Raw genomic sequence first — 22197 nt, forward strand, 5'->3', positions numbered from 1 at the left:
CATGCCCCGGGAGGTCTAGCCACCTCGCCGGGGTCTTTCCGGACCACCTTGCACTAGGACGCGATAGGTAGCAACCGGGAGCACCAGGTTGCATACGGACGTTCCCTCATGTGGTGTGTTGCTGCAAGGCGCTTTAGCGTGCGGCCATGGCTAACGATCGGTGGACACCCGACCCGATGAGTCCCGTCTACGTGTATCTCCAAGTCGCGCACCACATCGCCGAACAGATCCGTACAGGACGCCTGCCCGCGGGGGCACGGCTCCCCGCTGAGCGCGACCTGGCCGAGCAGTACGGCGTGGCCATCAACACCGCTCGCCGTGCGGTGCGAGAGCTCCGCGATCAGGGCCTTGTCATCACGGTCCCCATCAAGGGCACCTTTGTGCAGGCCGAGCAGCCGTCCGGTGACGCGCCCGAAGAGAGCGAAGCGGACAACTGAAGGGATCCGCTCCTGCCTACGGCAACCTGTGGACGTGTGGTCCCGCAGTCGAAGGCCATATGTCTACGATCCAAAGGTGGGTCAGCGTATGTGGCGTGAATTGGCGATGGAATTTCCGGATGTCGAGCTGCGCGGCGCGGCAGCCGAAAGCTCCCTGGCAGACATCGAGGAGCAGCTGGGCCAGCCCCTTCCGTCAGCCCTTCGAGCGCTGCTCATGGAGACCGACGGGATTGAAGCCAAGCATGGGGCGGATCCTGTCTGGGCCTCCGACAGGATCCTGGCGGAAAACTTGGCATTTCGTCGCAATGAGCAGTTCGAAGCGCTGTACATGCCTTTCGACGCACTGATGTTCTTCGGGGACAACGGAGGAGGAGATCAGTTCGCATTCGTTCGGACGCCCGAGCGGGACGATGTGTTCGTCTGGGATCACGAGACCGACAGCCGTACGTGGATCTCGCCCTCGTTGGCGCGGTTCCTCCGAGCTGCCCTGGTCGGTGAGGGAGAGGACTGGTATCGGCAGTAGTGCAGCCTCCCAGCCAGAACGGCAGACACGCGATGACGCAGGTCGGTGCCGCTCTACGTTGGACGCATGAGCAATGTCGAGACTTCGAAGACCCCGCTGGACCCGATGAGCGCCAGACCGCTCTACATGCAGCTGGCCGACGCCATCGCCGGAAAGATCGCGTCCGGAGACCTGGCGCCGGACAGGCCCATCCCCTCCGAGAACCATCTCGCCGACGAGTACGGCGTGGCCCGACTCACCGCCCGGCGGGCCGCCCAGGAACTCCGCGAGCGTGGACTCATCGTCACTGTGCGCGGTAAGGGCTCCTTCGTCGTTGAACAGCTCGCCGGTGACGCCTTGAGGGAGGGCGAACCGAACAGCTGAGGGACGGTGGAGAGATGACGGAGCTTCCGCGCTACGAGTACGTGAAACTCGCCGACGGCATCGCGGCGGACATCGCGTCCGGCACATTGCCGCAAGGGGCCGCGCTGCCGAGCGAACGGGCCATGACCGATCTGTACCGCGTGAGCATCGGCACCGTCCGCCGAGCCGTCGTCGAGCTTCGGAAGCGGGGGCTCGTCGCCACTCTGCCCGCGAAGGGGACGTACGTCATCGGGATGCCGGAGGCGAGCGGCGGGGCATCCGCGGAGACAGAGCCGAACAACTGAACGGGCGGCCCGCGCCCCCGCGGACCGCCCTCCCTCGCGCGCCCCGCCTACGGCAACCCGTGCACATGCGCCCCCACAGCCGAAGACCACGCGTTCCCCGCAGTCGCGTCCCAGTTCGTGGACCACGTCATCGCCCCGCGCAGCTCCGGATACGTCCGGGAGGGTTTGAAGGAGCCGCAGGCCGTGCCCCGGGTCAGGCAGTCCAGCGCGTTGTTGACCACCGAAGGGGACACGTAGCCGCTGCCCGCTCCCCGGGGGGAAGCCGGGAGGCCCAAGCCGACCTGGGACGGAGACAGGCCGCCTTCCAATTGGATGCAGGCCAGGGCCGTCAGGAAGTCCACGGACCCCTGTGAATACACCTTGCCGTCGCAACCCAGCATGGAACCGCTGTTGTAGTACTGCATGTTGACGACCGTGAGGATGTCCTTCACGTTCAGGGCGGTCCGGAAGTAGGAGTTCGAGGTCGACTGCATGTCGATGGTCTGGGGGGCCATCGTCAGGATCAGGGACGGGCCGGCCTTGGCCGACAGGGAACGCAGCGCCTGCGTCATGTACGTCGCGTCGAGGCCGTTCTCCAGGTCGATGTCGACGCCGTCGAAGCCGTAGGTCTGCATCAGCGCGTACACCGAGTTCGCGAAGTTCGTCGCGGAGGTGGCGTCGTTGACCGACACCGTCCCCTTCTCGCCGCCCACCGAGATGATGACCTTCTTCCCGGCGGCCTGCTTCGCTCGGACGTCCGCCTTGAACTGGTCGACCGTGTAGCCGCCCAGGCCCGCCGAGTCCAGGGTGAAGGTGACCGCGCCCGGTGCCGTCGTCGCGTCGGCGAAGGCGACCGCGATGATGTCGTACGCCGACTGGACGTCCGACAGCTTCTGGACCGTCGCGCCGTTGTCGAAGTTCTGCCAGTAGCCCGTCACGGCGTGCCTGGGGACCGTGCTCCCACCGCCCCCGGAGGCGGTCCTCCCCGTCACCGCCGTCGACCTCGGCGACTCGCCCGCCGCGTTCGTCGCCGTGATCTGGAAGGAGTACGACGTGGAGGCGGCCAGGCCCGTCACGGTCGCCGACGTTCCCGTCACCGCCGTCGCCCTCGTGCCGTCGCGGTAGACGGTGTAGCCGGTCGCCCCGGAGACGGCACCCCAGGAGAGGGAGACCGAGGACGACGAGGTGCCCGACACCGTCACCCCGCTCGGCGCCCCCGGCACCGACGGCTCCGGATCGCCGCCCCCACCGCCGCCGTCGGGGCCGTAGACCGACACGTCGTCCGCGAGGTACGCGGCCTGGCCGTACCAGCCGTGCAGGTACACCGTCACGGAGGTCGTGGAGGATCCCGTCGAGAAGGTGGTCGACAGTTGTTTCCACGACGACGAGTCCGGCGTCCATGTCGAGACGTCCGTCGTGCCCGTTCCCGTCGCGCCCAGGTAGGTGTAGCCGCCCTGGACCCACGCGCTCAGCGTGTACGTGGAGTTGGGCTTCACCGCCACCGTCTGGCTGCAGCGGGCGTTGTCCTGCCCGGCCGGGGTGGCCTTGAGGGCCGTGGCGCCGCCGTGGACCGGGGACGAGACCGTCGTACCGCTGCCCGCCGAGCAGGTCCAGCCGGTCAGGCCGGACTCGAAGCCGGCGTTCTTGGCGTTGTTGAGGTCCGCGGCCACCGCCTGGCCCGCGCCGGTCGTCCCGAGGGCCAGGGCGGCCGCTGTCGCGGCCCCCGCGAGAAGGGCCCATGGGCGTCGTCTGTGCATGCCTGATACGCCGTGCACTGGTGCCTCCGGTGGGGGAGAGGGACGAGGGACGGCGGTGGCCACCGCAGCACCCACCAAGTTGGTCCAGACCAATCGCGGGTGTCAAGGGTTGCGGCAGGAGCACGTCAATTCAGCCGAGGCAGCCGCCCTCGTCGTAAAAGATCACGTGGCAAGTGCGCCCCATCTGAGCTGAAATCGCCCTCTATTAGGCCCTGAACAGGACCAGGAAGTCATAGAAACGCTGTTCTCCGGTCACAGGGGCGTGGTTACAGTGCTCAGGTAGTCACGCAGTGAAGTCGACCGGGTGCGCCGGAGTCACACCGGGCGAGCCCACCGGCAGGGGATTTCGGGGAGCGCACGTGCCAACTGCCATTGCCGTGACCAGTGCCGACATGGCGCTGCCGCCGCAGGACGACCGAACCATGCCCGCGGCCGTGCTGGCGGACCTGGACAGCCAGCCGCTGGAGCACTCGCTCGCCGCCATGCAGGTGCTGCTCGACCAGTACGGACATGTCGTCGTCGTGTACTCGGCGGCCGTACCGAAGGCGGTAGAACGGCGGCTGCACACCGTCCGCTCCCTGCTGGAGAGCGACCGTATCGCCCTGTTCCGGCCCGATCTGCCGCCCCTGGGACTCGCCGTCCTGGCCCGGCAGTTGCGGCAGCTCGCCTCCTGCGACCTCAGCCCCGGAGTGCTCGGCTCGGCCGCGCGGCTGCTCACGCACTACATCCACGCGGGCGCGCTCCTCGGTTCCGTCACCAAGCTCGACCGGCTTCCCGTGAGTCTGAAGTCGCACGCCAAGTCGTGGGTGCCCGGCAGTCAGTTCGGTGTGCTCGCCCATCCGCAGCCGCAGCTCGTGCGGATGGCGCCCGGGGTCACGCTTCCGGGGCCGGAGTTCGCCACCTCGATGCTCGTCGCCAAGGGGCAGCTGCAGTCCGACTGGGTCACCGCGACCCTGGCGCCGGCGTGGAAGGCGCAGGGGCTGCGCGAGGCCGTGCTGCCCGCCGAGTCCCAGGAGTGGTGGGGGACCGGGAAGGTGATCGAGTTCGCCAGCTTCCTGCCCGACCTCTCCGTCCTTTACCAGTTGGTCACCTCGGTACGGCAGAACATCTGTCACTGGTGCGGCATCGAGCTCATCGGCGACCGGTGCGTCTTCTGTTCCGCCACCAGCCCCGCGGCCCAGGCCACCACCGGGCCCTCGACCACCACCGCCGCCACCGCCGCCGTCAACACCTCCACCACCGCGTCACCCCGGTACCAGCACCAACTGCCCGCCGGGTGAGCCGACCCAGGCCCGCCCTCCTCCGCCCGATCCAACCCCCCCGACGAGGTCGTACGGTCCATGAACTCCCGTCAGCGCCGCGGCGTGATACTCCTGCTCCTGTCGGTCCTGTGCGCCCTCGGCGCGTTCGCCGGTGTGCTCTCCGTCATCAACGACGTGGAGTCCAAGGTGGGGCCCGAGGTCACCGCGTACCAGCTCAAGGCGAACGTGCCGCCGTACACCCGGCTCACCGCGGGCCAGTTCGAGAAGATCGAGATGCCGGAGCGGTGGCTGTCGGACAACGCCGTCACCGATCTCGCGGAGGTCCGCGGCAAGATCGCCGTCACCACCCTGAAGAAGGGCTCCCTGCTCCAGAGCGACATGATCGTCGACCAGCCGGCTCTGCAGCCCGGGCAGCAGGAGGTCGCCATCATGATCGACGCGGCGACCGGTGTGGCCGGCAAGATCACGCCGGGCGCCACGGTCAACGTGTACGCCACCTTCGAGGGCAGGCGGGAGACCGACCCCGACCAGTCCAAGATCATCGTCACCAACGCCAAGGTGATCGACGTCGGCCAACTGACCGCCCTCAAGCCCGACTCGGACGACCGGACCCGGCAGGAGACCGACGCCGTCCCCATCACCTTCGCGCTGTCCACGCTCGACGCCCAGCGCATCACGTACGCCGAGTCGTTCGCCGAGGAGGTCCGGCTCGCGCTGGTCGCGCCCGGCGCCGACACGACCGTCCCGGAACAGGACCGCTCATACGAACTCGCGAAGGACAAGTGAGAGGCCGCCATGCCCACGAGGATCCTTCCGGCAGTCGGTGACGCGGACGCGGTCCGGTCGATCACGACGCTGCTCAGCCAGCTCCCGGACGCCGAACCGGTCGCCCCGGTCACCGACTCCACCCAGCTCATCGACACCCTCGCGCGCCTGGCCGGGGAGTCGATCGACGAGCTGCCCGAGGTCGTGGTCGTCCACGAGCGCATCGGGCCCGTCCCGGCCCTGGAGCTCATCCGCGAGGTCGCCCTGCGCTTCCCGGCCGTCGGCGTCATCCTCGTCACCTCAGACGCCAGCCCCGGCCTCTTCCAGGCCGCCATGGACTACGGCGCCCGCGGACTGATCGCCCTGCCCCTCGGCTACGAGGAACTCGCCAGCCGCGTCCACGCGGTCGCCCAGTGGTCGGTCGGCGTACGGCGTCATCTGGGCGTCGGCGGCGACGTGTTCACCGGCGTCGGCGGCACCGTCGTCACGGTCAGCGGGGCCAAGGGAGGGGTGGGGGCCACGCTCACCGCCATCCAGCTCGCCCTCGCCGCCCAGGCGTCCGGCCGCGGCACGGCCCTGCTCGACATGGACCTCCAGACCGGGGACATCGCCTCCTACCTCGACGTCCAGTTCCGCCGCTCGGTCGTCGACCTGGCCGCCATCACCGACATCTCGCCCCGCGTCCTCGCCGACGCCGTCTACCGCCACGACACCGGCGTCGCCCTGCTGCTCGCCCCCGGCGAAGGCGAACGCGGCGAGGAGGTCACCGACCGCGCCGCCCGCCAGATCGTCAGCGCCCTGCGCTCCCGCTACGAGGTCGTCGTCGTGGACTGCGGCTCCCAGCTCAGCGGCGCGGGCGCGGCCATCGTGGAGATGGCCGACACGGCCCTGCTGGTCACCACCCCGGACGTGGTCGCCGTGCGCGGTGCCAAGCGGGCGGTACGGATGTGGGACCGGCTCCAGGTCCGCAAGGCCGAGGAGACCACCGTCGTCGTCAACCGCCACAGCCGCGGTACGGAGATCCAGCCGCAGCTGATCCAGAAGATCACCGGGACGCTCGTCGCGAACACCGCGATCCCCGCCAACTTCAAGGAACTCCAGGGCGCCGTCGACGCCGGCCGCGTCCACGAACTCGACAGCAAGGGCACGGTCAAGCAGGCCATGTGGGGCCTCGCGGGCGAACTCGGGCTCGTCAAGGGCGCCGAGGCGGCCAACCATCGGGCCGGCCGCTTCCGCGGTGGTGACCGGGCGGCGGTGGGCTTCCGACGACGCAAAGAGCTGGGGAGGTAGCGGTGCGAGCTCCCTGGACCTCGCGCGCTTTTCGGGCGGTGCCTGCTATCTGGCTGCCGCCTGCTATCCGGTCGGCGCAGGCTTCCCGGCTGGGGTCTGCCTCTTCGCCGGTGTCTGCTTTCCGGCTGGCGCCTGCCTCTTCACCAGTGCCCGCCTCCTCGCCGGTGTCTGCTTCCCGGCTGACGCCTGCTATCCGGCGGCTTGCTCCCCGGCTGGGGTCTGCCTCCTCGCCGGTGTCTGCTTTCCGGCTGGCGCCTGCCTCTTCACCAGAGCCCGCCTCCTCGCCGGTGTTTGCTTCCCGGCTGACGCCTGCTATCCGGCGGCTTGCTCCCCGGCTGGGGTCTGCCTCCTCGCCGGTGTCTGCTTTCCGGCTGGCGCCTGCCTCTTCACCAGAGCCCGCCTCCTCGCCGGTGTTTGCTTCCCGGCTGACGCCTGCTATCCGGCGGCTTGCTCCCCGGCTGGGGTCTGCCTCCTCGCCGGTGTCTGCTTTCCGGCTGGCGCCTGCCATTTCCTCGGCGCCCGCTTCCCGGCTGGCGCCTGCCTCCTCACCGGTGTCTGCTTTCCGGCTGACGCCTGCTATCCGGCCGGCGCTTGCCTCCCGGACGGTGCCTGCCTCCTCACCGGTGTCTGCTTCCCGGCTGACGCCTGCTATCCGGTCGGCGCTTGCCTCCCGGACGGTGCCCGCCACCTCGGCGGCGCCCGCTTCCCGGACGGCGCCTGCCACCTCACCGGCGTCTGCCACCTCACCGGCGCCTGCCTCCGCCCCGGCGCCCGCCTCCGCCCCGGCGCCCGCCTCCTCACCGCTCCCCGCTTCCCAGCCGGCACCCACCGCCTCCCCGACGCCCACCTCCGCGCCACCACCGACCTCCCCGCCGCCACCCACCTCCCCACAGAAGGACGACCAAGGCCAGGTCACCATCGAGTTCCTCGGCATGACCCCCCTGATCATCCTGACCCTGGTGCTGCTGTGGCAGTTCGTGCTTCTGGGATACACGTTCACGCTCGCGGGGAATGCTGCGGACGAGGCGGCGAGGGCGGCGACCGAGGTACCACTGGGGCAGCGGGCGGCCGCGTGCCAGCAGGCGGCCACGGAACACCTCCCGGGCGCGTGGGACGGCCAGGCGGACTGCCAGACCGGCGGCGGCTATGTGACGGCCACCGTCCGGCTGGAGGTCCCGGTCCTCTTCCCCGGCTCGATCGGCTTCCCCTTCACGGTGGAGGGGCACGCCGGGACCGTGGAGGAGGTGAAGGACTGAGATGCCGTACCAAGGCAGGGATCGCGATCGCGACCGCGGCCAAGTAGCCCTCGAATACCTCGGCTTCATCCCGATCCTGATCCTCGTCGCCATGGCCGGTGTCCAGATCGGGCTCATCGCCTACACCGCCCAGCAGGCCGGTACGGCGGCCCGGGCCGGCGCGCGGGCCGCCTCGATCGAACCGGGTACGGCCCAGGCGGGATGCGCGACCGCGATCAGCGACTGGCTCTCCGTCGCCTGCGACGCCGCGGAGGGCGGGGACACGGTCACCGTCACCGCGACCGTGCAGATCCCGTCGATCGTCCCCGGCTGGGACTTCGACCCCGCCCGGAAGACCGCCACCATGCCCCTCGACACGCCGCTCGACGACTGAGGAAGCACCCATGAGCCTGCGGTCACGCATCAACTCCCCCGAAGAGAACGGCAACCGGGGCGAGGACGGCCACCTGGTCTCCTCCTACCGGACCAAGCTCCTGGAGGAGATCGACCTCGCGGAGATGAGCTCGCTCGCGGCGGCCGAGCGCCGGGCCCGCCTGGAGCGGGTCCTCGGGCACATCATCAGCCGCGAGGGCCCGGTCCTGTCGACGGTCGAGCGCTCCCAGCTGATCCGGCGGGTCGTGGACGAGGCGCTCGGCCTCGGCATCCTCGAACCCCTCCTGGAGGACGCGTCCATCACCGAGATCATGGTGAACGGCCCGGACGCGATCTTCGTGGAACGCGGCGGCCGGGTCGAGCAGTTGCCGATCCGCTTCGCCTCGCACGACCAGCTGATGCAGACGATCGAGCGGATCGTGTCGACGGTCAACCGGCGGGTGGACGAGTCCAACCCGATGGTGGACGCCCGCCTGCCGTCCGGCGAGCGCGTGAACGTCATCATCCCGCCGCTGTCGCTGACCGGCGCCACGCTCACCATCCGCCGCTTCCCGCGCTCCTTCACGCTCAGCGAGCTGGTCGGCTTCGGTTCGCTGGACGAGCACATGCTGTACCTGCTGGCGGGCCTGGTGCAGGCGAGGTTCAACATCATCGTCTCGGGCGCCACCGGCACCGGCAAGACGACCCTGCTCAACGCCCTCTCGGGTCTGATCCCCGACCGCGACCGCATCATCACCATCGAGGACTCCGCCGAACTCCAGCTCCAGCAGCGGCACGTGGTCCGGCTGGAGTCGCGCCCGCCCAACGTCGAGGGCAAGGGCCGTATCACCATCCGCGACCTGGTCCGCAACTCGCTGCGCATGCGGCCCGACCGGATCGTGGTCGGTGAGGTCCGCGGCGGCGAGTCCCTGGACATGCTCCAGGCGATGTCCACGGGCCACGACGGCTCGCTGGCCACCGTCCACGCCAACAGCGCCGAGGACGCGCTGATGCGGCTGAAGACGCTGGCGTCGATGTCCGAGGTGGAGATCCCCTTCGAGGCGCTGCACGACCAGATCAACAGCGCGATCGACGTCATCATCCAGCTCACCCGCTTCGCCGACGGGGTCCGCCGTATCACCGAGATCGCGCTGCTGGACAGCCACGGCAGCGAGCCGTACCGGCTGGCCACGGTCGCCCGCTTCGACGCCCGGCCGATGGCCGCCGACGGCCGGATCTACGGCGACTACCGGCACTTCCCGCTGCCGCGCCGCACCGCCGACCGCCTCTACATGGCGAGCCAGCCCACGCCCCAGGCCTTCGGCGTGGCCCAGGCCGCGCACGAGCTAGCCACCCGAGAAGCCAGGTAGGAACAGGTAGGACCGACCCCATGGAACTCCAGACCCTCGTCACGCTCACCATCGGCGTCGCACTGCTCACCTGCGTGCTCGCCGTGATCGGCGTGCACGTCTATGCCAAGGGCCGGGCCCAGCGCGCCGCTCTCGTCGACCGGCTGACGTCCACCGGCCAGATACCGGTCGTCGGCCGTCGGCGCCGCTTCCGCACCCTGGACCGCCGACTGCGCCGTACGACAGCCGGCCGGAAGCTGGAACTGCGGCTGGCGGCGACGGGCCTGGACGTCACGCCGGGCGAGTTCTTCGCCGCGATGCTCGCCCTGGTGGCCGGGCTGTGGCTGATCGGCCAGGCCACCCTGGCCCCCTTCTTCGGTCCGATCGCGGGACTGCTGGGCGTCTGGGCGGCGGTGCAGTTCCTCGACTGGCAGCGGCAGAAGCGCATCGAGAAGTTCATCAACCAACTCCCCGAACTCTCCCGCATCCTCGCCAACGCCACCCACGCCGGCCTCGCCCTGCGCACCGCCATCGGCATGGCGGCGGAGGAGCTGGAGGCCCCCGCCGGCGAGGAACTCGCCCAGGTGGCCAACCAGTTGGCGATCGGCGCGACGATGGACGACGCGCTCGGCGAGATGGCCGAGCGGCTGCCCTCCCGTGAACTGGTCGTCCTGGTCACGACGTTGGTGCTGTCGAACAAGGCGGGCGGTCAGGTGGTGAGCGCGCTGCGCAACCTCACCGAGACGCTGGAGGAACGCAAGGAGACCCGGCGCGAGGTCCGCACCCAGCTGGCCCAGGTCAACATGACGGCCTACGCCGTCCCGGTCCTCGGCGTCGGCTCCCTCTTCCTCATGAACGGCGTCAAGGACGGCGCCCTGGAACGCATGACCGGCTCACCCTTCGGCCAGGCGGCCGTGATCATCGCCTTCGGGCTCTACGCCGTCGGCTTCATCCTCATCCGCCGCCTGTCGCGGATCGACGTCTGAGCGGCGAGGAGGGACTACCGACATGGCACTGCTGCTCGCCTTCCTGATGGGACTGGCCGTCTGGGGCGCCTTCACCGGCATCCGCATGTACCGCGCGGACGCCAAACTCCCCGGCGACCTCGCGCTCGCCCTGGAGGTCGGCGCCACCCGCACCGGCGCGGTGGACTCCCTGATCGACCGCATGGGCATGCGCTACGCCCCCACCGTCCTGCGCCTCATGGGCCCCAAGCAGGTCGCCAAGTACCGCCGCAAGATCGACCTCGCGGGCAACCCCGGCGGCCTCACCATCGACCGCTACGCCGCCCGCCGAGCGGTCTACGGCGCCCTCGGCGGCGTCGGCTGCCTGGTCTTCCTCCTGCGTGGCGACCTCCTCGTGGCCCTGCTCCTGCTGGCCTTCGGGGCGTTCTGGACGGAGGTCGGCATCTGGTCGGCCATCCGCATCCGCAAGGACGTCATCGAACGGACCCTCCCCGACTTCCTCGACGTCCTCGCCGTCGTCGTCAGCGCCGGCCTCGGCTTCCGCCAGGCCCTGGACCGCGTCGCCTCCAAGTACGAGGGCCCCTGGGCCGACGAACTCCGCATCACCCTCCGCCAGATGGACCTCGGCATGAGCCGCCGCCAGGCCTTCGCGGAACTGCGCCGCCGCAACGACTCCGAGCAGGTGGCCATGTTCGTCACGGCCCTGCAGCAGGGCGAGGAACTGGGGGCACCGATCGTCGACACGCTGGTGGCTTTGGCCAAGGACATGCGCCGCACCGACGCCCAGAACGCCCGCCGCAAGGCCGCCCGCGCCGTCCCCAAGGCCACGATGATGATCACCACGTTCATGGTCCCGGCCACGATGATCCTGCTGGGGGCGGGTCTGCTGCTGGGGTCGGGCACGGACTTCGGGTCGATCACGGGGGAGTAGGGGGAGCAGGAGGTGAAGAGATGACGATGGTGAGGCCGGGCCGGGCACGCAGACGGCTGACGCTGGGACGCGAGGCCGCCGACGGCGTTCGGCCCCCACAGGGGCCACCCGCACCCGACTACGAAACCAGCACGGGTGGTGCGGGTGGGAACCCAGATCCGGCCGAAGGCCGGATACCCCCCAACACGCCTGAACCCACCATCGACGTCCAGGTGAACGCCCTCCAGGCCATGTGCCGCCAAGTCTTCGGCTTCCGCCTGGCCATGATCGCCCTCGCCACCCCCGCCGCCCTCCTCAACGCCAACCCCGGCCTGGGCCAACGCCTCGTCGGCGCGGCGGTCGTCGTCACCTTCATGGGCTCGTACGTCCTCTTCAGGGACTGGGAACGCTTCGGCCCCCTCCTCCTCCGCCACCCCACCCTCCTGGCGGTGGACACCCTCGTCGGCTCCCTCCTCCTGATCTCGGCCGGCCCGGACAGCACGCTCGCCTACGTCAGCGTCTGCACCCCTCTCCTCGCCGGCATCGTCTACGGCTGGCGCGGCGCCGCAGTCTTCGCCTCCCTCCAGTCGCTCATACTCCTGCTGGTCCACACGACGCTGAAGGACACCGGCACCGGAACCGGCGCCGGCCCGGCGGAGGCCCTGCTGCTCCCCGGCCTGTGTGTCATCACGGGCGCCCTCGGCTCCACGCTCCGCAACCTCATGCTCCGCTTCGGCGCCGCCACCCGAGCCCTGACCTCGGTCCAGGCCCGCCTGGCCGTGACGGAGGCGATCACCGCCGAACGGGCCCGCCTGGCCCGCGAGATGCACGACTCGGTGGCCAAGACCCTGCACGGCGTGGCCCTGGCCGCGGACGGCCTGGCGAACTCGGCGAGCGCGTCCCGCATCGACCCGACCCTCATCAGGCACCAGGCCGGGTTGGTGGCCCGCTCCGCCCGCACGGCCGCCGCCGAGTCCCGAGACCTCCTCGCCGACCTCCGCCGCGGATCAGAGCCTGGGCCCACCGGCGAAGGGGACGTCCAGGGGGTGGACGTACTGAAGGAACTGGCAACCCACACCCGGGACTTCACCACCCGCACCGCGCTCCCGGCCACCTGCCACCGCACGGGCGACCGAGCAGAACCATCCCTACGGATCCCACCCCTCGTGGCCCGCCAGCTCCTCACCATCGTCACGGAAGCCCTGGAGAACGCCTACCGGCACGCCTCCGCGACCCGGGTCGAGGTCCGGGCCGGCGTCCACGGCGACCTGCTGCGCATCAGCGTCCACGACGACGGCCGCGGCCTGCCCCCGGGCACCACGCTCGAACAGCTCCGCCGCACCGGCCACTTCGGCCTGGTCGGCATGGTCGAGCGCGCGGTGTCCGTCGGCGCCCGCATCCGCGTCGGCCGGGGCGCGCACCCCCAGGGCACGGAAGTCCGCCTGGAACTCCCGCTGACCGTACTCACCCCTCCCCACCACCCCCCATCACGAGAGGAGGCCGAGCGATGAGAGACCGACCGGCTCCCGCCCCCGGCCTGCGTGTCGTCGTGGCCGACGACAACCCCGTGGTCCGGGCGGGCCTGACCGCCCTGCTCTCCGGCCGCCCGGACATCACCGTCGTCGCGGAGGCCGCCGACGGCCACGAGGCCTGCGAGGCGGCCCGCCGCCACCGTCCCGACGTCGTCCTCCTCGACGTCCGCATGCCCGGCATGGACGGCATCTCCGCGCTGCCCCACCTGGTGACGATCGCCCCGGTCCTGATGCTGACGTACAGCACGGAGTCGGAGATCGTCCAGGAAGCCCTGCGCCGGGGCGCCGACGGCTACCTCGTCCACGGCGAGTTCACCGTGGACCAGCTCGTCACCGCCGTACGAGATGTCAAGGAGGGCCGTCCCCACTTCACCCACACCGTGGCGGGCACGCTTCTCGCCCAACTCAGGGCAACCCTCCCGGAACCTTTCCGTCCGCAAATGAACCCCCTTGATTCACGGGGAGATTTCTCCAAAACCCCTTCACGACTGCAACCCGCTATGGGACAGTCTTTTCGGGAGGCGTTCCGACTGAGTACGAGGGAGGCGGAGATCATGGACCTCATCGCGTCCGGCCTGAGCAACCAGCAGATCGCCGCCATGTGCTTCATCAGCCAGAAGACGGTCAAGAACCACGTCAACCGGATCTTCGCCAAACTCCACAGCGCCAGCCGCTCCGAAGCCACCGCCAAGTGGCTCGGCACGGCCCCGACCCCCCGACTCGGGCTGGGGTGACGCCCGATGACACCAGGGGGGAGGCACCGGATCAGCCTTTGGGCCCGGAATTGGGCCCAAAGGCTCTCCGCAGCACCGGGTGTTCCGTCATACCGTGGGACGATCGCCCACCGGGCGGCCGCTATCGGAGGGGAACACCATGAGCAACTGGATCAACACCACCGCCGAGTACCTCCGCAACCGGGCGAACCGGGACGACCGGGGGCAGACCGCGGTGGAGTATCTGGGGATCATCGCGGTGGTGGTGGCGATCGTGCTGGCGATCACGGGGACGGACATCGGGAACACGATCTACACCGCGATCACGGACCAGATCAACCAAGTCATCGGTGGTTGACGCGGCCGCCTAGGGGCAACGACGCAGGGCAGGCCTTCCCCATCTACATCACGGTGGTGGCGGGTCTGCTCTTCCTTGCGTTCGTCTACCTGGCGGTCGGCCAGGCCGCGGCCAACAGGAACAGCGCCCAGACGGCGGCGGATGCGGCGGCGCTCGCGGCAGCCCTGGACACCCGGGACAAGCTCGCGGACGAGTGGGTCGAGAACGTCCTCGACCCGAACAAGTGGCAGGACATATTCAACGGCAACGGTGTGCCGTTCGACGGATGTGGGCGGGCCTACGAATTGGCCGCGCAGAACGACGCCACAGCGACGTGCGGTTTCGCGGACGGTTTGTTCCCTGGCTACACGGTCGAGGTCGAGACGAATACGGCCGTTGGCGACTCCATCGTCCCCGGCACTGAGAACATGCACTCGAAGGCATCCGCCACCGCCGTGATCGAACCAATCTGTACGTTCGATCCTCCTGGAGAAGATGCCGGGGACGACGTACTGCCGGAGCTCGATTGCGACGAGGACTGGAAGCTGGACCCGGACGACCTCACCGATCTTCCGGGCCCCGAGGACCTCTTCGACGTCCACCTGGCCGACTGACAAGCGAGCGACGAGTGATGAAGGAAGCGGAGCGATGAGCATTCGGTTCACTACGAAGGCCCGTAAAGGGATGGTCGCGTTGACTGTCGCGGCCGGACTGGCCCTCGGCGTGGCCGGCTGCGGCGGCGGAGGCGAGGACAAGAAGCCCGAGGCGTCGGCATCCGCTTCGAAGACGGGCGGGGCCGGGCCGAGTACTCAGGAAGGCGAGTCCGACGCGCCGCTCGCAGAGATGAAGGGCTCGAACGGCCTGCTGCTCCAAATCACCTCTGCCGCACGTGATGCGGGAGGATTCGTGACGGTCGGCGGCAACCTGAAGAACGATGGCGCCGAGCGCATCACAGTGCCTGCCGCGGTGAGGGGAGACGAGACGGAGATCCTCAGGCACGGCATGTCGCTGGGTGGGGCGACTCTCGTGGACAGCAAGGACAAGAAGCGCTACTACGTGCTGCGGGACACCGACGGGCGCCCCCTGACGACCACAGGCTTCTCGTCCCTCAAGGCGGGCGAATCGATTGCCGTCTTCCTCCAGTTCCCCTCTCCTCCCTCGGGCAGCTCCGAGGTCACCTTCCAGCTCCCCACCTTCGCCTCCGCCACCATCCAGATCTCCGGTTGAGGCCAGCATGACCACCACCAACCGCCTCGCCCTGACCCTCACCGCGGCCACCCTCATGGCGGCAGTCCTCACCGCCCCCGCCCACGCGGACGACGGCCCCAGCGTTCCCCCGGGCACCGAACCCTCCGCCTCCGCCCCCGTGAACGTCGACGCCAACGACCCCGACCTGAAGCTCCCCGAGGGCGCGACGCTCGCGGAGCCGAAGGTGTTGGACATCAAGCAGGTCGTGGAGGACCAGAGCGGTGACGAACGCCGCGAGGACACGAACGCGGACGTGAAGTTCGCCCTCCAGGCGGAGGTGCTGTTCGGCAAGGACAGCGCGAAGCTGGGCGGGGAGGCGAGGTCACGGATCTCGGCGATCGCGGAGGAGATCAAGATCCAGAAGGCCACCCGCATCCGCGTCTTCGGCTTCACGGACAACCTCGGCTCCTCCGCCCACGGCGACGTCCTGTCACGCCGCCGCGCGAACGCCGTGGAAGGCGTCCTGGAACAGGAACTCAACGACCCGAACATCACCTTCGAGGTCCGCGGCTACGGCGAGCAGTACCCGATCGCCTCCAACGCGACGGAGGCGAGCCGCAAGAAGAACCGCCGTGTGGAGGTATCGTTCCCGCGCGGGGAGAACTGACCGAGGAGAACTGACCGGGGGGGCGGGGGCACGCGGGACCCTACTGATGGTGGCCGCGGCCCTGTACGGGGTCGTCCAGCTGGTGCTGATCTCCTGGCCTACAGAATGGCACGCTGTGGGCCGTCCCTCTGCTCGCCCCCAGGACCGGCCTCCGGAGGCAGGTCGTGGTCTCGGACGTAGACGGTGACTCGCGCCCCGTTGACACGGGTGGTTCCGTACTCGTGGAAGTGGCGTCGCAGGGTCGTTGTTTTCGCTTGGTCTCGTGGGTCGGTCGGCGAGTGCGCACCCGACGCGCGGACCGCGACGATCCGGTCGAACTCCAGCATGCGGGCCGCGATGTCCTGGGCGGGTAGTTCGACGCCTGCAAGGGTGTTGGACGAAACGGGATCCTGTGCCAGGGCGAGATCGGTCAGGAAACGGGTGTCCTCGGGGGTGGCCGAGGTCAGGATCCGGTGTCGGCCGGAGAGATAGAGGAGCCCGTCGCCGGGACGGGCTTCCTTGCGTACGGCGGCGCCGATGGCGGTGACGTCGTTGCTCCGGCTCTGGGGCGTCCTCAGCGAGAGGCTCGGCTGGACGAGCGCGGCCAGTACGGCGGCCGCCGCGATCCACGCGAGGCGGGCAGACCGTCGCCGCCGGAGGAAGTAGTCCGCCCAGGCGCCCAGCAGCAGCGCGATTCCGATATGGCTGTAGAGCACGTACCGGTCGACGAAAAGGGGCTTGACCAGGGAGGCGGTCAGCAGCAGAAGGACCGGAAGCACGACCATCGGTACGGCCAGCGCGGAAAGCCGCACGGGTCCCCTGGCCCCCAGGGGTGCCAGGGCGCACGCCACGGCCACGATCGCCACGGTCAGGAAGCCGTAAAGCCGCACCGGTCCGTCGATCCAGGACACCTGCGCCGACTGTCCCGCACTACCGATCACGAGTGGCGACAGCCCGGTCACAATGCCCGCGGCCGTCACACTCCACGCCTTCAGCACCGGTCGTGGCACCCGGGAGACGACCAGCGTGACGCCGTGGGCGACCAGAGCGAGGACCGCGAATTCATGGAGCAGACAGGCCGACAGCATGGTGGAGCCGTAGACCGCCCACCGCCACCGGGCGCGATGCGTGACGCCGGCCACGAGCGCACAGGTGGCCCAGGTGACCAGGGCGCAGACCATGGCGTACGAGCGGCCTTCCTGCGCGTACTTCTGGACCTGAGGGAGGAGCGCGAACACCAGCCCGGCCAGCAGCCCGGCACGGGGGCCCGCCAGGCGTAGCCCCAGAAGCCCGACTCCGCCCGCCGCCACGGACATCGCCAGCACGGACGGCAGCCGCAACGTCAGCAGCCCTCCGCCGAAGAGACCGAAGATCCCGTGCATCACGGCGTAGTAGAGGGCATGAACCAGATCGACATGCTGGGCGGTGTGCCATATCTGCGAGAGATCGCGGTGCGCGAGCTGGTAGGTGACGGCCTCGTCGCCCCACAGGGTGTTCTGTCTGCGGATACCCCACAGCCCCACAGCGATGGCCAGCGACATGGGCGCGATGACGACAACGGCTCCGGTCGGCCTCGGCGGCGGGGGAGGGGAAACCGTCCTGGCCACGGCAAGGCCTCGTTCGGCAACGGACATCGGCGGCAGGGCCTTTCAGCAGTGGCGGAGATGTTCCGCCAGCGTGCCGGGGCCTCGTTGACCGGATGCTGACCCGACCTGACCGGACGATCAGGAAGGCGGGCCGGCGCTGTGCGAAGCTGCACCGCATGCGCATCCTGGTGGTGGAAGACGAGGTGGACCTTGCCCACACCCTGCACACCGGTCTGACCGCCGAGGGCTACAGCGTCGACCTCGCCCATGACGGCCGGCAGGGACTGTGGATGGCCCGGACCGGTGAATACGCCCTGGTCGTACTGGACTTGATGCTGCCCGGACTCAACGGCTACAAGGTCTGCGCCCAGCTGCGCCGGGAGGGCAACGCGACCCCCATCCTGGTACTCACCGCCAAGGACGGGGACTGGGATCAGACGGAGGCCCTGGACACGGGGGCCGACGACTACCTGGCCAAACCCTTCTCCTACATGGTGCTCGTCGCACGGCTGCGGGCCCTGGTCAGACGAGCCGCCGCGGTCGCCCCGCCCGTCCTCGCCGTGGGCGACCTCTCGTTGGACGTCGCCGGCCGAATCTGCCGCCGGGCCGGGACCCGGGTGGAACTCACGCCCCGGGAGTTCGCCGTGCTGGAGCTGCTGGCCCGCCGGGCGGGCCAGGCGGTCTCCAAAGCGGATCTGCTCTATCACGCGTGGCCCGACGAGGCCTGGGATCCCAACCTGGTGGAGGCGCGCGTCAGCGCTCTGCGCAAGAAGGTGGACGCCGCGTTCGACCGGAAGTCGCTGCAGACCGTACGGGGTACCGGCTACCGGCTGGTGGACGACCGTGAACGCGACTGAGCCGCGACGCCGCTGGTGGCCGCGGTCGGTGCGATCCCGCACGGCACTGGCCGTAGCCTCGACCGCCGCCGTCATCCTGGTCGGCATCGGCTGGTGGGTCCACCGCGACGTCTACCGCGAGGGCACGAAGATCGCCGAAATGCGAGCCGAGGCGCAGCTCCGGTCTCTTGCCGATCAGCTGAGCGAGGGTGTGGTTCCCGTTCGCAGAGGCGCCGACGCGCCGTACGAGGTCGTCGCGACCGGCCGACGCGCCGCTGTCACCTTCGGCGGAGGCATGGACGCCTTCGATCCCGGCACCCGCCATGTGCTGCCCACCCCGACGGACGCCATGGAGTCCGGGGGCATGATGACCCATCCCGTCCGCATGCCGGTGCGCCGCGACGACAACTCCAGGTACGGATCCGACCTGGCCGGCAGGACCTACACGGTCATGGCCACCGACATCGGCGCCGACGAACTCAGCAGCGACGAAGCCGCCGCTCTGGGCGTCGCCGCCGACGCCCAGCTGCGGGTCTATGTGGTGGTGCTCCCGCACACAGCCGAGGACATCACCGACACCACCGACCGCGTGCTGCTGCGCGCCGGGCTCGTCAGCGTCGTACTGATCGCCGCCGTCGCCTACTTCGCCGTCCGCATCGCGCTGCGACCGGTCGAGGCCATCCGCGTGCTCACCGCCTCGGTCACCGCGAGCGACCCCCGCGAACGCGTCACCGTCCCCGCCGCCACGGGACACGAGATCACCGCCCTGGCCACCACGATCAACACCACCCTCCAACGCCTCGACAACGCCGCCGCCCAGCAGCGCCGCTTCGTCGCGGACGCCGCCCACGAACTGCGCAGCCCCCTCACCACACTGCTGGCCAGCCTGGAAGTCGCGCTCGCCTACCCGGAACGCACCGACTGGCCCGCCGCGGCCACCACCGCCGCACGACAGACCCGCCGCCTCCAGGCCCTCGCCGAAGACCTGCTGCTCCTCGCCCGCCTCGACACCCGCACTCCCGCAGCAGGCCCCGAAACCGTCGACCTGACCGCCCTCGCCTCCCGGCTGACCGAGCAATATCCCCTCACCGAACGGCCGTTGACCCTCACCTGCGACAGCACCGCCCCCGCACACGCACACGGAAACCCCGACGAGTACGAACGGCTGCTGCGCAACCTCCTCGACAACGCCGCCCGCCACGCCGCACATCGCATCCAGATCACCATCCGGAACGAGGACGCCTGGGTCGTCCTCACGGTGCACGACGACGGACCGGGCGTGCCCACCGAGGACGCCGAGCGCATCTTCGAACGCTTCGTGCGGCTAGACGACGCCCGCTCCCGTGACCACGGCGGCACCGGGCTGGGCCTCGCCATCGCCCGCGACCTGGCCCACCGCCACGGAGGCACCCTCACCCTCACCCCCCGGACCCTCGGAGCATGCTTCCGGCTACGCCTTCCCCGAGCCCCCACCCCGGCCGAGAAGTGACGGGTGTCGGTAAGTACACCCCCGACCGGGTGGGCAGAGCCATCGTGGGGCGGGCAGGGCGTTCGTAGCCTCGTCGGTATGGCTGACATCGAGAGCATCGAGAACATCGAGAGCGCGAACTCCCCGTCGGGCAGCGGCACTTCACGGCGGCAGGCGCTGCGTCGGCTCACGGCGGTGGCGGGTGGTGTCGCGGTCGCCGCGGGCGTAGGTGTCGGCGTCGGTGCGGGGACGGCGAGCGCGGCCGGAACGCGCGGCACCCGTACCTACGTCCTCGTGCACGGCACCCACAGTGCCGCGACGTTCTGGACGGCGATCGGCAGGGAGCTGGCCCTGCGCGGGCACCGGGTCGTCGCGGTGGACCAACCGCTGCACGGGACCGAGAAGTTCATGCCGGAGGCGTACCAGACGCAGGACCTGCGGGCGCTCGCGGTGGAGGCGTCGCCGGTGGCCGCGCTCACCGTGGAGGACTTCGAGCGGCGGGTGGCGGGGGCGGTGCGGCGGGCCGCTCGGCTCGGGGGGCCGGTGATCCTCGTGGGGCACAGCATGGGGGGCGTGTCGTTGAACCGGGTGGGGAACGCCGTACCGGGACTCCTCGCGCACCTCTGCTACATGGCCGCGATGTGCCCGAGCCGCAGCATGCCGTCGCTGAACGACTGCGCGGGTTCCCCCGAGGGGCAGCGGGCGATCACCCCGTGGGACCAGATGATCGGGGACCCGGAGAAGCTGGGCGTGCTGCGGCTGAACTGGCGCAGCGGCGACCGCCGTGACCTCGCGGTGTTCAAGGAGATGGTCTGCGCGGAGTACACCGACGCGGCGTTCCTGCGGGTGATCGAGGGCATGCAGACGGACGAGTCGATGGCGGCGTACGCGGGCCGCGCCGTCGGCAGCGCCGAGAGGTGGGGGCGGATCCCGCGGACCTACCTGCGGTTCGGCAAGGACCGGACCGTCTCCCCCGAGCTCCAGGACCGCATGATCGCGGAGGCGGACGACCTCACCCCCGACAACCGCTTCACCGTGCACGACTTCCCCGGCTCCGGCCACTGCGGCCCCACCGACCCGACCCGCGTCACGGACCTGCTGCACGCCCTGCCCGTGTAGACGTCCACCTCGCTAGTCGCCCGGCACGATCTCCACCCGCACCCCGGCCCGCAGACCCCACCCCTCCATCGCCCCGGCCTCCGCCTCCAGCACATGGCGGGACCGGGGCCGGGGCAGGCCCAGCCGTCCCGGCCGCATGGTGCGGACGGCGAGGACGGTGAGGTCGCGGGTGAGGTAGGCGACGTCGATCGGCATCCGCATCCGGAAGGTGTGCACGCTGCCCGCGGGGGACAGGAGCATCGCCCCGTCGACGGAGTCCCGCCCGAGCAGACCCCTCGTACGGGCCCGGTACGACGCGGCGATCTCCAACGGAACGGTCGCCTCGCCCCGCTCTCCGCGAACGACCAACGTCCCCTGTCCATCCCGCCATCTGCCCATGCCCATACCCCGACACCCTTCCACTCCGGATAATCGGCGGCGCCCCCGGCCCACCCCCTGCGACCATCGGCCCATGGACCAGCCACTCGCCGACCAGCAGCGCCACCGCACGCCCCCAGCCCGCCGCACCTTCGAGGAGCTCGTGGCCGAAGGCGCCGCCGTCCCCACCGAGGGGTGGGACTTCTCCTGGTTCGAGGGGCGCGCCACCGAGGCCCGGCCCTCCTGGGGATACGCGCGCTCGCTGGCCCGGCGGCTGGCCGGTGCCGGTGCCGTGCTCGACGTCCACACCGGGGGCGGGGAAGTCCTGGACTTCGCCCTCGGGGAGGCGGCGCAGGCGCCCACGCTCACCGTCGCCACCGAGGTCTGGCCGCCGAACGTCGCCAAGGCCACCGCCCTGCTCCGCCCGCGCGGGGTCGCCGTCGTCGCGACAAGAGACGACGTGCCCCTGCCGTTCGCGGACGGCACCTTCGACCTCGTCGTCGCCCGGCACCCGGTCCGCGCCGACTGGCCGGAGATCGCCCGCGTGCTCCGGCCCGGCGGCACCTACTTCGCCCAGCACGTCGGCCCGGCCAGCGTCTTCGAACTCGTCGAGCACTTCCTCGGCCCCCAGCCGGAGGAGCGGCGCAACGGCCGTCACCCCGACCATGAGAGCGCCGAAGCGGTGGCCGCCGGTCTGGAGATCGTCGACCTGCGCGCCGAGCGGCTCCGCATGGAGTTCTACGACATCGCCGCCGTCGTCCACTTCCTCCGCAAGGTGATCTGGATGGTCCCGGACTTCACGGTCGAGAAGTACGAGCCCGAACTCCGCGCCCTGCACGAGCGGATCGAGTCCGAGGGCCCCTTCGTCGCCCACAGCAGCCGCCACCTCGTCGAGGCCCGCAAGCCACGGGTCTGACCTTCACC

The 22197-nt window shown here is 70.2% G+C and carries 25 protein-coding genes; 22 read left to right on the forward strand and 3 right to left on the reverse strand.

What is annotated here, in order from left to right; translation table 11 throughout:
* Nucleotides 1-146: 146 nt before the first annotated feature.
* The 4 genes from K4B79_RS11620 (at nt 147) to K4B79_RS11635 (ending at nt 1607) form a co-directional block, all read left to right on the forward strand.
* Entirely contained in the window at nt 147-437 is a 291-nt protein-coding gene (locus K4B79_RS11620) for a GntR family transcriptional regulator (RefSeq protein ID WP_232026425.1), read from the forward strand.
* 76 nt (nt 438-513) lie between these two features.
* A complete protein-coding gene (locus K4B79_RS11625) occupies nt 514-960 on the forward strand; it encodes an SMI1/KNR4 family protein (RefSeq protein WP_232026426.1) in 447 nt (148 codons plus the stop codon).
* Nucleotides 961-1026: 66 nt separating this feature from the next.
* Nucleotides 1027-1323: a GntR family transcriptional regulator gene (locus tag K4B79_RS11630; RefSeq protein ID WP_232026427.1), complete on the forward strand. Its 297-nt coding sequence runs from the start codon at nt 1027-1029 to the stop codon at nt 1321-1323.
* A 14-nt stretch (nt 1324-1337) separates the two neighbouring features.
* Complete coding sequence (locus K4B79_RS11635; protein ID WP_232026428.1) at nt 1338-1607, forward strand: winged helix-turn-helix domain-containing protein; 270 nt, start codon at nt 1338-1340, stop codon at nt 1605-1607.
* A 47-nt stretch (nt 1608-1654) separates the two neighbouring features.
* Here the strand turns inward: K4B79_RS11635 and K4B79_RS11640 are convergent, their stop codons facing one another.
* Entirely contained in the window at nt 1655-3343 is a 1689-nt protein-coding gene (locus K4B79_RS11640; protein ID WP_232026429.1) for a chitinase, read from the reverse strand.
* Nucleotides 3344-3735: 392 nt separating this feature from the next.
* Here K4B79_RS11640 and K4B79_RS11645 point away from each other — a divergent pair, with 392 nt between their 5' ends.
* The 14 genes from K4B79_RS11645 (at nt 3736) to K4B79_RS11710 (ending at nt 15928) form a co-directional block, all read left to right on the forward strand.
* Complete coding sequence (locus K4B79_RS11645) at nt 3736-4623, forward strand: hypothetical protein (protein WP_232026917.1); 888 nt, start codon at nt 3736-3738, stop codon at nt 4621-4623.
* Between the two features lie 60 nt (nt 4624-4683).
* Nucleotides 4684-5391: a Flp pilus assembly protein CpaB gene (gene cpaB, locus K4B79_RS11650; RefSeq protein ID WP_232026430.1), complete on the forward strand. Its 708-nt coding sequence runs from the start codon at nt 4684-4686 to the stop codon at nt 5389-5391.
* 9 nt (nt 5392-5400) lie between these two features.
* Entirely contained in the window at nt 5401-6660 is a 1260-nt protein-coding gene (locus K4B79_RS11655) for an AAA family ATPase (protein WP_232026431.1), read from the forward strand.
* A gap of 917 nt (nt 6661-7577) precedes the next feature.
* Complete coding sequence (locus tag K4B79_RS11660; protein WP_374208466.1) at nt 7578-7916, forward strand: pilus assembly protein; 339 nt, start codon at nt 7578-7580, stop codon at nt 7914-7916.
* 1 nt (nt 7917) lies between these two features.
* Nucleotides 7918-8289, forward strand: coding sequence for a TadE/TadG family type IV pilus assembly protein (locus K4B79_RS11665; RefSeq protein ID WP_232026433.1), 372 nt, complete (start codon nt 7918-7920; stop codon nt 8287-8289).
* 10 nt (nt 8290-8299) lie between these two features.
* Entirely contained in the window at nt 8300-9637 is a 1338-nt protein-coding gene (locus tag K4B79_RS11670) for a CpaF family protein (protein ID WP_232026434.1), read from the forward strand.
* A gap of 20 nt (nt 9638-9657) precedes the next feature.
* Nucleotides 9658-10602 carry a type II secretion system F family protein gene (locus tag K4B79_RS11675; protein ID WP_232026435.1) on the forward strand — a complete coding sequence of 315 codons (945 nt, stop codon included), beginning with the start codon at nt 9658-9660 and terminating at the stop codon, nt 10600-10602.
* 22 nt (nt 10603-10624) lie between these two features.
* Complete coding sequence (locus K4B79_RS11680) at nt 10625-11512, forward strand: DUF5936 domain-containing protein (RefSeq protein ID WP_232026436.1); 888 nt, start codon at nt 10625-10627, stop codon at nt 11510-11512.
* Between the two features lie 20 nt (nt 11513-11532).
* Nucleotides 11533-13002 (forward strand): sensor histidine kinase, encoded by a 1470-nt coding sequence (locus tag K4B79_RS11685; protein WP_232026437.1) that lies wholly within the window; start codon nt 11533-11535, stop codon nt 13000-13002.
* On the forward strand, nt 12999-13757 hold the full coding sequence (locus tag K4B79_RS11690; protein ID WP_232026438.1) for a response regulator: 759 nt from the start codon (nt 12999-13001) through the stop codon (nt 13755-13757). The genes K4B79_RS11685 and K4B79_RS11690 overlap by 4 nt, the downstream gene beginning before the upstream one ends.
* Nucleotides 13758-13896: 139 nt before the next feature.
* The gene (locus K4B79_RS11695) at nt 13897-14094 is read left to right on the forward strand and encodes a Flp family type IVb pilin (protein ID WP_232026439.1); all 198 of its coding nucleotides are present in this window, start codon (nt 13897-13899) and stop codon (nt 14092-14094) included.
* Nucleotides 14091-14687 (forward strand): pilus assembly protein TadG-related protein, encoded by a 597-nt coding sequence (locus tag K4B79_RS11700; RefSeq protein WP_269463376.1) that lies wholly within the window; start codon nt 14091-14093, stop codon nt 14685-14687. Before K4B79_RS11695 ends, K4B79_RS11700 begins: the two co-directional genes overlap by 4 nt.
* A gap of 34 nt (nt 14688-14721) precedes the next feature.
* Complete coding sequence (locus K4B79_RS11705) at nt 14722-15300, forward strand: hypothetical protein (protein ID WP_232026441.1); 579 nt, start codon at nt 14722-14724, stop codon at nt 15298-15300.
* A gap of 7 nt (nt 15301-15307) precedes the next feature.
* Nucleotides 15308-15928 (forward strand): OmpA family protein, encoded by a 621-nt coding sequence (locus tag K4B79_RS11710; protein WP_232026442.1) that lies wholly within the window; start codon nt 15308-15310, stop codon nt 15926-15928.
* 98 nt (nt 15929-16026) lie between these two features.
* Here the strand turns inward: K4B79_RS11710 and K4B79_RS11715 are convergent, their stop codons facing one another.
* The gene (locus K4B79_RS11715) at nt 16027-17448 is read right to left on the reverse strand and encodes a glycosyltransferase family 39 protein (protein ID WP_232026443.1); all 1422 of its coding nucleotides are present in this window, start codon (nt 17446-17448) and stop codon (nt 16027-16029) included.
* Nucleotides 17449-17669: 221 nt separating this feature from the next.
* On the opposite strand from K4B79_RS11715, the gene K4B79_RS11720 reads away from it, so the two are divergent.
* The 3 genes from K4B79_RS11720 (at nt 17670) to K4B79_RS11730 (ending at nt 20916) form a co-directional block, all read left to right on the forward strand.
* Nucleotides 17670-18350 (forward strand): response regulator transcription factor, encoded by a 681-nt coding sequence (locus K4B79_RS11720; RefSeq protein WP_232026444.1) that lies wholly within the window; start codon nt 17670-17672, stop codon nt 18348-18350.
* Nucleotides 18337-19818: a sensor histidine kinase gene (locus K4B79_RS11725; RefSeq protein WP_232026445.1), complete on the forward strand. Its 1482-nt coding sequence runs from the start codon at nt 18337-18339 to the stop codon at nt 19816-19818. Before K4B79_RS11720 ends, K4B79_RS11725 begins: the two co-directional genes overlap by 14 nt.
* A 78-nt stretch (nt 19819-19896) precedes the next feature.
* Entirely contained in the window at nt 19897-20916 is a 1020-nt protein-coding gene (locus tag K4B79_RS11730) for an alpha/beta hydrolase (RefSeq protein WP_232026446.1), read from the forward strand.
* 12 nt (nt 20917-20928) lie between these two features.
* Here the strand turns inward: K4B79_RS11730 and K4B79_RS11735 are convergent, their stop codons facing one another.
* Nucleotides 20929-21294, reverse strand: a complete 366-nt coding sequence (locus K4B79_RS11735) for a DUF192 domain-containing protein (protein ID WP_232026918.1) — start codon at nt 21292-21294, stop codon at nt 20929-20931.
* A 73-nt stretch (nt 21295-21367) separates the two neighbouring features.
* Here K4B79_RS11735 and K4B79_RS11740 point away from each other — a divergent pair, with 73 nt between their 5' ends.
* On the forward strand, nt 21368-22189 hold the full coding sequence (locus K4B79_RS11740) for a class I SAM-dependent methyltransferase (RefSeq protein WP_232026447.1): 822 nt from the start codon (nt 21368-21370) through the stop codon (nt 22187-22189).
* The last annotated feature ends 8 nt before the right edge of the window (nt 22190-22197 follow it).

Source organism: Streptomyces lincolnensis, assembly GCF_021173675.1.
Lineage (GTDB): Bacteria > Actinomycetota > Actinomycetes > Streptomycetales > Streptomycetaceae > Streptomyces > Streptomyces lincolnensis_B.